This is a genomic window from Bacillus sp. EKM501B (genome assembly GCF_011800505.1).
GTDB classification, from domain to species: Bacteria; Bacillota; Bacilli; order Bacillales; family Bacillaceae_G; genus Bacillus_A; species Bacillus_A cereus.
Genome location: NZ_JAALFZ010000012.1, coordinates 115,608 through 128,195 on the forward strand (window position 1 = coordinate 115,608; position 12,588 = coordinate 128,195).

Below are 12,588 nucleotides of genomic sequence, written 5' to 3' on the forward strand. Positions count from 1 at the left end.
ATTCAATAAATTTCAATTTCTAAAAAATAGGATTAGTCTGCCCAATTTCCATAGAACGGTATTGCTATTTATGTTACGTAATAGCTTATTTGGGTGTAAATATTTTAACGACTAATCCTGCCAAATTTATTTGGGAGGATTTTTTTATTCTCCCTTAATGAAAGGGATCGGTATTATGAAAGAACTATTAAAATTAAATGATGTTTATGTTGAAATAAAAGAAAATATGTTGTTAGAGAAAATGAATGTGACAGTAAAACAAGGGGATGTTATCGGATTAATTGGTAAAAACGGTGCTGGTAAATCAACGTTACTTCAATTAATAAATGGAAAGATTGAGCCTTCAAAAGGGATTGTTGAATGGCAGCAAATGAATATGACAACCGCATATGTTGAGCAAGAAATAGAATCTTTTATTAGTAATGATGTAATTGCAAAAGAAGCAGAACTTCTTGCGAAATGGGGCGTGCCAACGAACGATTTTCATACTTTAAGTGGTGGTGAAAAGCTGAAAATTCGATTAGCAAAAGGATTTGCTGAAAATCCTAATGTCTTAATATTAGACGAACCGACAAATCATTTAGATGAGATCAGTACGGGATTTCTCATTAAACAAATAAAAAACATGAAAGGTACAGTTATCGTTGTATCACATGATCGATATTTTTTAGATGTTGTCGCAACAAAAATATGGTCAATTGAGGACAAAAAATTAATTGAGCATAGTGGTAATTATACGAGCTACATGAAAGCACGTGAGCAAAAAAGAAAGTCGCAGCAGCGTGAATATGAAAAGCAGCAAAAAAAGATAGAACAAGTAGAAACACATATAAAAGAATTGAGTTCATGGTCACAAAAGGCACACGCGCAGTCTACAAAACAAGAAGGTGTGAAAGAATTCTATCGTGTAAAAGCGAAGCGAATGGATGCACAAGTGAAGTCAAAACGAAAACGACTTGAAAAAGAGCTGGAGAAAGTGAAAGTAGAACGTGTGAAAGAAGAGTATTCAGTTGAGTTTTCTATTCAAGCGAACAAAAAAGTAGGAAAACGTTTTTTAGAAGTGAAGCAATTAAAAAAAGATTTTCATGGGAAAGTATTATTTGAAAACGTTAATTTTACAATTCAGCACGGTGAGAAAGTTGCGATTGTTGGACCAAACGGTAGTGGGAAAACAACATTACTGAAGATGATTATGGGAACGGAAACTGCTGAAGGAGAAATATGGATTTCACCATCTGCAAACATCGGCTATTTAACACAAGAAGTTTTTGATTTACCGCTTGATAAAACACCAGAAAATTTATTTTTTAAAAAGACGTTTGAAGAAAGAGGAAAAGTCCAAAATTTAATGAAACATTTAGGGTTCCAAGCTTTTCAATGGAAAGAGCCGATTGAGCATATGAGTATGGGAGAAAGAGTAAAATGTAAGCTAATGGCTTATATTTTAGATGAAAAAGATGTACTCATTTTAGACGAACCGACGAATCACTTGGATCTACCTTCACGTGAACAACTTGAAAATACATTAGCTGAGTATAACGGAACATTAGTAATTGTATCTCACGATCGATATTTTCTGGAGAAAACAACTAACACAAAACTCGTGTTTTCAAACAATACGATACAAAAGCAGCTAGAAGAACCTACTAAAACAAGAGATGATATTGAAGAGCTACGTTTAACGTTAGAAACAGAGAGACAAGAAGTATTAGGGAAATTAAGCTTTTTAACTTCTAAAGACAAAGAATATAAAGCACTGGATGAACGGTTTATGGAACTTACGAAGCAGATTAAAGAGCTATAACGTAAGTAAGGGGGATTAACATGGGAGAAGAGAGATTCACTAAGTTATTTAAAATAGATTGTGGAGATATATACTTGCAAGAATTTACGGTCAAAGATGCAGAGAGTATTTATAAAATAGCAAATCAACCGGAAATAGCAAAATTTTTACCAGACTGGAAATCAACGAAAGAACAAAGGGTGGATTGGATTGCAGATTATGAAATACCAGCAAACAAAGCATTTCTTGATGCAGTGAAAACTACGAATAACATAGATAATCATACGTTAAAGCTAGGAATATTTAAGAAAGCTACAAATGAACTCATTGGATGGTGCTGCACAGGTATGAAAGAAGAACTCCCTTCACTAAACAGAGAGATAATGTATGCTATCTCAAATGAATATCAAAATCATGGCTATGCTACAAAAGCGACTAAAGGTTTAATTGACTATTTGTTTAAAGAAACAAATTTAAATGTCCTTAACGCAATTGCTTTAATTAACAATGTAGCATCAAATAAAGTTATTGAAAAATGCGGGTTTATTTATAAGAGCCAACAGAGGATAGAAAATCAAATATATAATCATTATATATTGAGAAAATCTGAGTGGATAAAAATATAACGTTTGGTAGTAAAAGACCGATAGCAATCGGTCTTTTCTCATTTATATAATAAAGATTTATTTTACATTATATTTCCTACTACTATACAATTATTATAAGATAGTTATGCGTTAATTTTAGTTTGAAATAATTATGTTGTCAGTTTTTTTAGAAATCTTACAAGCGTGTAAGGTAAATGAAAGATGAATCAATATGAGCTGTAAGATAATTCATTTACACTCTATAGTGAGCAGTGGAAATGAAGGGAGAATATACATGGAAATTTTACATGCAAAAAGTATTAGTAAAGTATATAAAGGGAAAGTACCTTATAAAGCATTAGTAGATATTGATTTATCAATTCAAGAAGGTGAATTTGTAGGAATTATGGGTCCATCAGGTAGCGGAAAAACAACGTTATTAAATATGGTATCTACTATTGATTCTCCATCATCGGGAGAAATATTTATTAATGGCACAAATCCTTTTCAATTATCATCAGAAGAATTAGCGTTATTCCGCAGAAAACAATTAGGATTTGTTTTTCAATCATTTAATCTTCTTAGCACACTTACTGTAAAAGAAAACATCGTATTGCCGATGACTTTAGATGGTGTTTCTGTGCAAGAAATGAACAAGCGATTGGAAGAGATTGCAGAGAAGTTAAATATTACAGATATATTGAATAAAAGAACGTTTGAAATATCAGGGGGACAAGCTCAAAGAACAGCAATCGCTCGTGCAATTGTTCATAAGCCGCAATTATTACTTGCAGATGAACCAACAGGGAACTTGGACTCTAAATCTTCAAATGATGTAATGGAGATGCTGGATACTCTAAATAAAGAAGAAAAAGCAACGATGATGTTAGTTACACATGATCCGTATGCAGCGAGCTTTTGCAGCCGAGTAATCTTTATTAAAGATGGTCAACTATATAACGAAATTTATTGTGGTGAAAGTAGGCAAACTTTTTATCAAAAGATTATGGATGTCCTTTCTTTGTTAGGAGGGAAAAGGCATGACTTTTCGTCAGTTCGCATTTAATAATATTTTTCGCAATAAGCGTACATATGCTGCCCATTTTTTAAGTAGTGCATTTTCTATTATGATTTTCTTTACGTATGCTCTTTTATTATTTCATCCCGATTTACAAGGTGAGTTGAAATCGACAAGTGCAACAATAAGTGCATTTGGTACATTGGGATTTTCAGTTTCGCAAGGATTGATTTTTGTATTTTCATTTTTCTTCATTTTATATTCAGTTAGTTCGTTTTTAAAAACGCGTAAGAAAGAATTTGGCATTTTAATGATGCAAGGTATGTCAATGAGACAGCTTAAGAAATTATTATTAATTGAAAATATGTTGATTGGACTTGGTTCAATTTGTATAGGGATTTTCATTGGACTCATATTTTCTAAACTAGTCTTATTGATAAGTGCAAGTGTATTAATGATTAATAATGGTTTACCTTTTTATATACCAGTGCGGGCTGTATTATTAACTGTTATCACATTTCTTTTCTTGTTTTTAATTGTTTCATTATTTACATTTAAAATGATAAAAGTAACGGAACTTGTGGAACTTATTCGAGCAGAGGAAAAGCCAAAACCTGAACCGAAATCTTCAGTTTTATTATCGCTACTTTCTTTAATTAGTATAGGGTATGGATATTTTTCAGTATTTCGCTTCATACCAAGTACCAATTTTATTACGCTTGGAATAGGTGTGCTCCTAGTAATTATAGGAACGTACTTTTTATATACACAGTGTAGCGTGTATATATTGCGCCTTGCTAAAAGGAGAGAATCTTTCTTTTTAAAGAGAACAAATATATTAACATTTTCTGAATTAATTTACCGTATGAAAGATAATGCAACGATGTTTTTTATAGTATCTATTGTTTCAGCAGTTGCATTTACAGCAATTGGTACAACAGCCGCAATTGGAAATAGGGATTTAGTAAGGATGACAAATCCCTATACATTTTTGTATGGAAGTCTTGAAAATGACAAAGTATTGAATAAAAATCTTTCTATTATAAAAAAGCACCTTTCTGATGCTAATATTCCGTATCGAATGGCTTCATCTTCATATATATACACAGAAAATGGCGTAAATGTAATGAAGTTAAGTGAATACAACGATCTTGCTAAAGCACTAGGCTATCAACAAGAAAAAATTGAAAAAGAAGATGAAATTTTATTAATTCCTGGAGTCGTATCACAAAAACAAGAATTTAAAAATGGCGAGTATAAAAAGAATATAGAAGTCATTCAAGGTGACTGGACAAAGACATTTCATGTGAAAAAAGCTGTAGAAAATTTAGTTTTACCACACGATTCTAGAACTATTTATATCGCTGTTCAAGATCAGGTATATGATGGAATGCCTCTTACTAGTGACCCAGTTAATAAAGAAATTCCATATCGTACTTACGGATTTGTTGTAGATGATTGGATAAAAACGAAAGAGATTTCCAATCAATTAAAGAGTATATTCGATAAAGATCTTAGGGACAGAGATTTCTACTTTGAAGCTTTAACATTAAACTTGTTGGAAGCAAAGCAAAAGAATGGTTTATTACTTATGGTAAGTATTTTAGTCGGAATCGTCTTCTTTACATTCGCTGCTAGTTTTATTTATTTCCGATTATATACAGATTTGGATCGCGATCAGCAGCAATATAAAATGATTTCGAAAATGGGATTAAGTAAAGGTGAGTTAAAAAAAATTGTAACGAGACAGTTATTATTAATGTTCTTTTTACCAATTGTCGTTGCAGTGATTCATACTGTAGTCGCTTATATAGCATTACAGCAATTAGTCGATTTTTCTATCATAAATAGCTCTATCGTTATTTTAATTTCATTTATATGTATACAAGTTTTATATTTCTTTATAACCCGTTGGCGTTATCTGCAAAAGCTTTATAAGGTTATGGAGCAATAGAATTTATTAGCTTGTAAGACTACAATAAAGTATGTAGAAAAATGAACTGTATGATGAAAGGAAACGAGATGAAAAGAACTTTAACTATTTTTATGTTAACGATACTATTATTAATAAGTTTTAGTGCATGTTCTAAAAAGGAAAATCCATTTCCTGCAAACGGTGTATTAATTATTGGAGATGAAAATAATATTTCACCAATTATTAATCGTTATCAGGAAATTACGGAAGAAAATGAAGTGTTTTCTGTGAAAAAAGGGGAAGTTGGAAATGGAAATGTCTTAATTTTAAATGAATCTACAGCACAAGCATTGATTAAAGAAAAACTTTTTCGAAAACAAGATAATGGCTCCAATTATATTATAGATACGTTACCGAAATTCCCCAAAGAAGGGGCGCTATTATTTACAAGTGAAGACAATAAGACTATGAAAAGTATTAAAATAGGAGAGGAAGAGATTCCTGTTACATACGATAGTGATGCTTGGATAGGTAACAATCGTAAATATTCAACGGAATGGTATATGATTGTAGCAAAAAATAGTGTTTATAAAGAAATAAAGGCAAATGAAATGAAAATGCATCTTCTTCATTTGAAAAAATCACTAGGTGACGAAAAACCTAAAATGTCGACAGATAATACATTGGTTAATGAAAATGTCAAAGTAAAAAAGTTAATTAAAGGTTTGGAAGGAGAAGTATCTTTTCACTTTGTAACGATTGGCGAAAAACCTTAAAAAAGAGTTCGAAGTTGATAAAAATTTCATCAGCTTCGAACTCTTTTTAGTTTATAGACAAATCAATTATTATGCTTTACATTACTTCATTTAATCGAGTCTCACTCGTTTCTTCAATCGCATTTGAATTTTGAACTGAATTATTTTGTGCTTCTTTTTCTTTACGAGCCTTTTGTAGCATTTCAAGTATAATCCATAAAGGAACACCTTTATCCTTTAACATCTTCCATAAATCTAATTCATTAAATTTATGCTCAGGCTGTTTCATTTCTTTTTCAGATGAACGAATATCAAACTTGATAGGATCATTTATTTTCTTACTTTCAAGTTTAGTAGAAGAGATAGTATTATGCTCAAGAGTAGATGGAGTTATTTTAGTAGGTTGAGATAATGTATGAATATTTGATCCGATTTGCATGCTTTTTCCTCCTTTTCAAGCAATGAGATTAGTTTTCTTATGGTTTTTAAATCTTTTTAACATGAGGCAACTATATCTAATTATAAATTCAAATAAACAGATTTACAAGTTGTATTGTAAAAAGCAAATATTTACTTGAATTAATATTTATCAACATTTGTATATGTTTTCTATATATACAACGTATATAAAATACTTTACATTATGTTTAAGTTGTTAAAGTATTCTGTTAATTTTTTAAAAAAGAAAAATGTAAACGTTTTATTAGGGGGAGAAAGTATGGGGAAGTTATTTTTAAAAATATGTTTTTTCGCATTAGTGACCGTATGTTCATTCGCAGCGAAAATATCATACGCTGAAGAGAGGCAACAAAATAATTATCCAATCATATTGGTGAATGGATTTGCTGGATGGGGTAGAGAAGAAATGCTTGGCGTAAAATATTGGGGTGGTGTTCATGATATACAGGAAGATTTGAAACGCAATGGTTATACGGTACATACCGCAGCTGTTGGACCTGTTTCTAGTAACTGGGATCGTGCATGTGAATTGTATGCACAAATTAGCGGTGGGACAGTAGACTATGGTGCCGTACATGCTGAGAAACATGGACATAATCGTTTTGGCAGAACTTATAGTGGTTTTGCGCCGAATTGGAGTGAAACAAATAAAGTTCATTTAGTTGGACATAGCATGGGTGGACAAACGATTAGAACATTAGTACAGCTATTAAAAGAAGGTAGTTTTGAAGAAAAGAATTATGTGAAAAATCACCCAGACATCAAAATATCACCACTATTTGAAGGCGGAAAATCATATGTTCATAGTGTTACAACATTAGCAACCCCTCACAACGGTACAACACTTGCGGATGGTAGTCTTCTGCTACCGTTCGTTAAAGATTTACTCATTACAGCTGCAAGCTTTGGAGGAAACAATAATTTATCATTATATGATTTTAAATTGGATCAATGGGGTATAAAGAAAAATGCTGGAGAGTCCTTTTTCCAATATAGTAATCGTATTCTAAATAGTTCACTTTGGAAAAATACAAAAGATATAAGTCAATGGGATTTAAGTACAGATGGTGCAAAGGAGTTAAATAATTGGGTAAAGACGCAACCAGATGTGTATTATTTATCCTATAGTGGACATGCATCACAAGCAGCACCTATAACAGGTTTACATTTACCGCATATTACGATGAATAAAGTGTTGATGGGGAATGCATTTTTCTTAGGTTCTTATGCGAGATATGAAGAAAACCGTCCGTTAGTTGATACTTCTTGGTGGCAAAATGATGGTGTAGTAAATACGAATTCTATGATTGCACCATCTTCTAATGTTGCTGTAAATAATAATGGGTCATTACAGATTGGAAAATGGAATCATATCGAAACGAAAGCGAATTGGGATCATCTCGATATGGTAGGATTAAGTGTTTCAGACTCATTAGGTTTTTCTAGCATTCAAGAGTTTTATAGAACAATTGCTGAAAAGCTATCACGTTTACCGAAATAGGTAATAATAAAGCGCTCTCGATGGAATTCGAGAGCGCTTTATATTATATTGAAAGAGGGATTTGGTAGAAAAATATGGGGGGATATTATGAAAATTCAAGTTGTATTATCAGGATACGGAACAGTAGGCAGAGAGTTTATAAAATTATTAAATGAAAAATATTCATATATATATGAAACATATGGGATTCAATTAGTTGTAAGTGGCGTATTAGGGAGAAATATTGCAATACATAATGAAGACGGCTTATCACTTCATCATTTATTGATGTATGGTGGCGGTACCGCTGCAATTGAAAAATATTTAGAGTATCATCCGAAGGAACGTGCAACAACTAGCATAAGTGGTACTGTATTGGTAGAATCAACAGTTACAAATCTTAAAGATGGAAATCCAGGGAAACAATATATGAAACAAGCGATTGAGAAACAGATGGATATAGTAGCAATTTCTAAAGGGGCGCTCGTTACAAACTGGAGAGAAATAAATGAAGCAGCAAGAGGCGCCAATGTACGAATTCGATATAGCGGTGCAACAGCCGCTGCATTACCGACCCTAGATATCGGACAATTTAGTTTAGCCGGTTGCAGTATTGAAAAAATAGAAGGAATATTAAATGGAACAACTAATTATATTCTTACGAAAATGTATGAGGAAGATATGACATTTGAAGAAGCATTGAAAGAAGCACAAGATAAAGGAATTACTGAGACAAACCCTATATTAGATATAAGTGGTTCAGATAGTGCGTGTAAATTGTTACTTTTGACAAACAGCTTAATGGAAACAGAGAAAACACTTACTGATATACATATAAAAGGAATCGAGCACGTTACAAAACAGCAAATTAGAAATGCTAAGGAACAACATAAAATTATTAAATTAATAGCATCAACATATAAGGATGAGGGTGGCAATGTCAATTTAAATGTTGAACCGTGCGAAATAGAGAAAGATCATCCGTTAGCAAAAGTAAATGGGACCGAAAAAGGAATTACGTTCTTTACAGATACGATGGGACAAGTTACTACAATTGGTGGGGCTTCTAATCCACGAGGCGCTGCAGCTGCAGCTTTAAAAGATGTAATTAACTTATATCGAAAAGATTTGTAAGACCGTACCGCCCTTTATAAAAAATACATATGTCGTGGACCTTTTGAGAATGAAATAAATATGCAAAAATGATTGCAGGGGGTAAGGAATTGTTTAAGGATTTTAAAGTTGTTAAAGATCGTCCTGTTTATATTCAATTGAAAGATTATTTGAAGAAGATGATTATGAAAGGGCATTTGCTCGGGGATCAAAAAATCCCATCAACAAGGGAACTAAGTGAATTACTAAGTGTGAGTAGAAACACTGTACTCGCTGCTTATGCAGATTTAGAGCAAGAAGGACTCATTTATGCAGTTAAAGGAAAAGGGAACTTTGTTGCGAAGGTGGATATATCTAACACTTCATCTGTTGAAATAGATTGGAAAAATAAACTTAATACAGTGACCGCATTAGCGGATGAATTAGATTTAATGAAACATGGTGTTCGTTGGGAAAAGGGAATGATTGTTTTTAATAGTATAGCCCCAGATGAGAAGCTATTTGATGTTGAAAATTTCAAAAGAGCTTTTCTTACTCGTATGTCCATTGAAGGAGACATCGTATTGAACTACGGATATGCAAAGGGATATAGACCGTTAATGAATTATTTACTTCATTACATGGAAATGAAAGGTGTAGACATTTCGAATAAAGATATTCTAATTACAAATGGATTTACAGAAGGATTGGATATTGTACTCTCTTCTTTATCAAAAAAATCCGGTCGTGTCATTTGTGAGAATCCAACTCACCACGCTGCACTTAAGCTTTTCCGTTTACATGGACTTGAAGTTCATGGGATTGATATGCATGAGGATGGTATTGATACGAATGAAGTTGAAAAAAGTTTGCGTGAAAAAGATTTTGATTTTGCTTATTTAATTCCTTCTTATCATAATCCAACCGGTATTGTTACGAGTTCAGAGAAAAGAACGGAATTGATGAGGTTATTCTCAAAATACAACGTTCCTATTATAGAGGACGGATTTAATGAAGAATTACGTTATTCAGGTTCACATTTAGCTCCATTATTAACTTTTGCGGGAGCTGGCAATAATGTGATTTATATTAGTAGCTTTTCAAAGGTACTTTTCCCTGGTTTACGTGTAGGCTGGATTATTGCAGATAAAGAGCTGATTCATTATTTAGAAAGCGTAAAAAGAGCAAGAACGATTCACACATCTACGCTAGATCAAGCTGTTCTGTTTCAATATTTACATGAGGGATATTTTGAGAAATATTTAAAAAAGGCAAGATCTGTTTATAAGAAAAAATATGAGTTAGCTGTCGGGGCATGTAACCAGTACATTCATTTCAAAAGAATGACTGGAGATGGTGGACTTCATTTATTTATAGAACTAGAAGAGCATATGAATGCCCGCACACTTTTACAAAAGTGTTATGAGAAAGGCGTTACGTTTTCACCTGGAGATGTTTTTTACTCTGATGGAGAAGGAGCGAACACTTTCCGATTAGGGTTTTCGCGCTTGAAAGAAGAAGAAATAGTTCGGGGAATTAAAATAATTGGTGATACATTAAAAAATGAAATTTGGAGTTGAGAAAATGAAAATCGGCGTTATTATGGGCGGGGTATCGTCTGAAAAACAAGTTTCAATTATGACGGGGAATGAAATGATTGCTCATTTAGATAAAAATAAGTATGAAATAGTTCCAATTACATTAAATGAAAAAGTGGATTTAATTGAAAAAGCGAAAGACATTGACTTTGCGTTGCTCGCGTTACATGGAAAATACGGAGAAGATGGGACAGTTCAAGGAACACTGGAGAGTTTAGGGATTCCTTATAGCGGAAGTAATATGTTATCTAGCAGTATATGTATGGATAAAAATATTTCGAAAAAGATTTTACGTTATGAAGGTGTAGAAACACCAGATTGGATTGAACTTACAAAAATGGAGGATCTAAATCTTGATGAGTTAGATAAGTTAGGATTTCCATTAGTAGTAAAACCAAACTCTGGCGGATCGAGTGTCGGAGTGAAAATCGTTTATAATAAAAATGAATTGATCTCAATGCTAGAAACTGTATTCGAATGGGATTCTGAAGTAGTAATTGAGAAGTATATAAAAGGTGATGAAATTACATGTTCAATTCTGGATGGAAAACAGTTACCTATAGTTTCAATTCGACATGCAGCCGAGTTCTTTGACTACAATGCAAAATATGATGATACTAGTACAGTTGAGGAAGTTATCGAACTTCCAGCAGAAATTAATGAACGTGTAAATAAAGCGTCACTTGCTTGTTATAAAGCATTAAAATGTAGTGTTTATGCAAGAGTTGATATGATGGTGAAGGACGGAATTCCATATGTAATGGAAATTAATACATTACCAGGGATGACACAATCAAGTTTATTGCCAAAAAGTGCAGAAGCGGCGGGAATTAGTTATAGCGAACTATTAGATATGATTATTGAAACATCATTAAAAGTTAGAAAAGAAGAAGGGTTTTAAGGGAATTATATAACTAATTTTTTGACAGTTTCACGAAGTATGCTATGATGAATACATTATAAAAACAAAATATTTATCCACTAGGGGGGCCTTTTATAGGCTGAGATCAAATGTGATTTTGAGACTCTTAGTACCTGATCTGGTTAATGCCAGCGTAGGGAAGTGGGAAAGACGTTGCTATTTAATGAGTAAATAAATACTGTCGATTTCACTTTCTTTACGCCTGTAAAGAAAGTTTTTTTATTTTACAGCTTTAATAATTGTGGATAAATACTTATATTTTATACATTATTGGAGGGATTTAAATGACTTTTTCACAATCATTACGTAAAGAAGTAGATTCAATTTGGGAAGCGAGTTTTAACCATCCTTTTGTAAAAAAACTTGGTGAAGGAACGTTAGATTTAGCTAGTTTTCGCTATTATGTTCTTCAAGATTCATATTATTTGAGTCATTTTGCTAGAGTACAAACATTAGGAGCTGCAAAAGCTCTTGAATTAGAAACGACAGCTCGTATGGCACACCATGCCCAAAATACATATGAGGCGGAATTATCATTACATGAGAATTTTGCGAAGAAATTAGGGATAACAAAAGAAGAAAAAGATAATTTTATCCCTGCTCCAACTGCATACGCATATACTTCACATATGTATCGTGCTGCGTACGAAGGACATTTAGGCGATATCATTGCAGCAATTTTACCTTGCTATTGGTTGTATTATGAAATTGGCGAACGCTTAAAAGAGTGCCAGCCGGAAGAGCAAATTTATAACGAATGGATTTCTGCTTATGGATCTGATTGGTTCCGTACGCTAGTTGAAGAGCAAATTACACGTTTAGATACTATCGCTGAAAAAGTAACAGAGACAGACCGCAAGCGTATGAAACAGCATTTTATTATTAGCAGTCAATATGAATATTCATTTTGGGAAATGGCTTATACATTAGAAAAGTGGCCAGTGGATACAGACGTAAAAGACGTAATTGGATAAAGAAT

11 protein-coding genes and 1 riboswitch are annotated in these 12,588 nt (G+C 32.7%); of the genes, 10 read left to right on the forward strand and 1 reads right to left on the reverse strand.

The window, feature by feature from the left end; genetic code table 11:
- Positions 1–175 precede the first annotated feature (175 nt).
- The 5 genes from abc-f (at position 176) to HFD78_RS20585 (ending at position 6,079) form a co-directional block, all read left to right on the forward strand.
- Positions 176–1,804: a ribosomal protection-like ABC-F family protein gene (abc-f, locus tag HFD78_RS20565; protein WP_033667554.1), complete on the forward strand. Its 1,629-nt coding sequence runs from the start codon at positions 176–178 to the stop codon at positions 1,802–1,804.
- A gap of 20 nt (positions 1,805–1,824) precedes the next feature.
- Entirely contained in the window at positions 1,825–2,409 is a 585-nt protein-coding gene (locus HFD78_RS20570) for a GNAT family N-acetyltransferase (RefSeq protein ID WP_000503528.1), read from the forward strand.
- 256 nt (positions 2,410–2,665) lie between these two features.
- Positions 2,666–3,436 (forward strand): ABC transporter ATP-binding protein, encoded by a 771-nt coding sequence (locus tag HFD78_RS20575; RefSeq protein ID WP_000404276.1) that lies wholly within the window; start codon positions 2,666–2,668, stop codon positions 3,434–3,436.
- Positions 3,411–5,342 (forward strand): ABC transporter permease, encoded by a 1,932-nt coding sequence (locus tag HFD78_RS20580; RefSeq protein ID WP_000144152.1) that lies wholly within the window; start codon positions 3,411–3,413, stop codon positions 5,340–5,342. Before HFD78_RS20575 ends, HFD78_RS20580 begins: the two co-directional genes overlap by 26 nt.
- 50 nt (positions 5,343–5,392) lie before the next feature.
- Positions 5,393–6,079 (forward strand): lipoprotein BA_5634 family protein, encoded by a 687-nt coding sequence (locus HFD78_RS20585; RefSeq protein ID WP_000975419.1) that lies wholly within the window; start codon positions 5,393–5,395, stop codon positions 6,077–6,079.
- Positions 6,080–6,155: 76 nt separating this feature from the next.
- Here HFD78_RS20585 and HFD78_RS20590 read toward each other — a convergent pair whose 3' ends face one another.
- Positions 6,156–6,497: a DUF3914 domain-containing protein gene (locus HFD78_RS20590; protein ID WP_001165515.1), complete on the reverse strand. Its 342-nt coding sequence runs from the start codon at positions 6,495–6,497 to the stop codon at positions 6,156–6,158.
- A gap of 279 nt (positions 6,498–6,776) precedes the next feature.
- Between HFD78_RS20590 and HFD78_RS20595 the strand changes: the two genes are divergently transcribed.
- From HFD78_RS20595 to tenA, 5 genes are all read left to right on the forward strand, one after another.
- Entirely contained in the window at positions 6,777–8,018 is a 1,242-nt protein-coding gene (locus HFD78_RS20595; RefSeq protein ID WP_000517066.1) for an esterase/lipase family protein, read from the forward strand.
- Between the two features lie 87 nt (positions 8,019–8,105).
- Complete coding sequence (locus HFD78_RS20600) at positions 8,106–9,131, forward strand: homoserine dehydrogenase (protein WP_000701764.1); 1,026 nt, start codon at positions 8,106–8,108, stop codon at positions 9,129–9,131.
- 89 nt (positions 9,132–9,220) lie between these two features.
- Complete coding sequence (gene pdxR / locus HFD78_RS20605) at positions 9,221–10,669, forward strand: MocR-like pyridoxine biosynthesis transcription factor PdxR (protein ID WP_000471610.1); 1,449 nt, start codon at positions 9,221–9,223, stop codon at positions 10,667–10,669.
- A gap of 4 nt (positions 10,670–10,673) precedes the next feature.
- Positions 10,674–11,588, forward strand: coding sequence for a D-alanine--D-alanine ligase (locus HFD78_RS20610; RefSeq protein WP_002063153.1), 915 nt, complete (start codon positions 10,674–10,676; stop codon positions 11,586–11,588).
- Positions 11,589–11,660: 72 nt separating this feature from the next.
- Positions 11,661–11,766, forward strand: a riboswitch (TPP riboswitch).
- Positions 11,767–11,893: 127 nt separating this feature from the next.
- On the forward strand, positions 11,894–12,583 hold the full coding sequence (tenA, locus tag HFD78_RS20615) for a thiaminase II (RefSeq protein WP_000144514.1): 690 nt from the start codon (positions 11,894–11,896) through the stop codon (positions 12,581–12,583).
- Positions 12,584–12,588: the final 5 nt, after the last annotated feature.

What these genes read in the sequence shown, in the direction of transcription:
- abc-f (WP_033667554.1), top strand. Translation starts at nt 176, where the DNA reads ATGAAAGAACTATTAAAATTAAATGATGTTTATGTTGAAATAAAAGAA.
- HFD78_RS20570 (WP_000503528.1), top strand. Translation starts at nt 1,825, where the DNA reads ATGGGAGAAGAGAGATTCACTAAGTTATTTAAAATAGATTGTGGAGAT.
- HFD78_RS20575 (WP_000404276.1), top strand. Translation starts at nt 2,666, where the DNA reads ATGGAAATTTTACATGCAAAAAGTATTAGTAAAGTATATAAAGGGAAA.
- HFD78_RS20580 (WP_000144152.1), top strand. Translation starts at nt 3,411, where the DNA reads ATGACTTTTCGTCAGTTCGCATTTAATAATATTTTTCGCAATAAGCGT.
- HFD78_RS20585 (WP_000975419.1), top strand. Translation starts at nt 5,393, where the DNA reads ATGATGAAAGGAAACGAGATGAAAAGAACTTTAACTATTTTTATGTTA.
- HFD78_RS20590 (WP_001165515.1), bottom strand. Translation starts at nt 6,497, where the DNA reads ATGCAAATCGGATCAAATATTCATACATTATCTCAACCTACTAAAATA.
- HFD78_RS20595 (WP_000517066.1), top strand. Translation starts at nt 6,777, where the DNA reads ATGGGGAAGTTATTTTTAAAAATATGTTTTTTCGCATTAGTGACCGTA.
- HFD78_RS20600 (WP_000701764.1), top strand. Translation starts at nt 8,106, where the DNA reads ATGAAAATTCAAGTTGTATTATCAGGATACGGAACAGTAGGCAGAGAG.
- HFD78_RS20610 (WP_002063153.1), top strand. Translation starts at nt 10,674, where the DNA reads ATGAAAATCGGCGTTATTATGGGCGGGGTATCGTCTGAAAAACAAGTT.
- tenA (WP_000144514.1), top strand. Translation starts at nt 11,894, where the DNA reads ATGACTTTTTCACAATCATTACGTAAAGAAGTAGATTCAATTTGGGAA.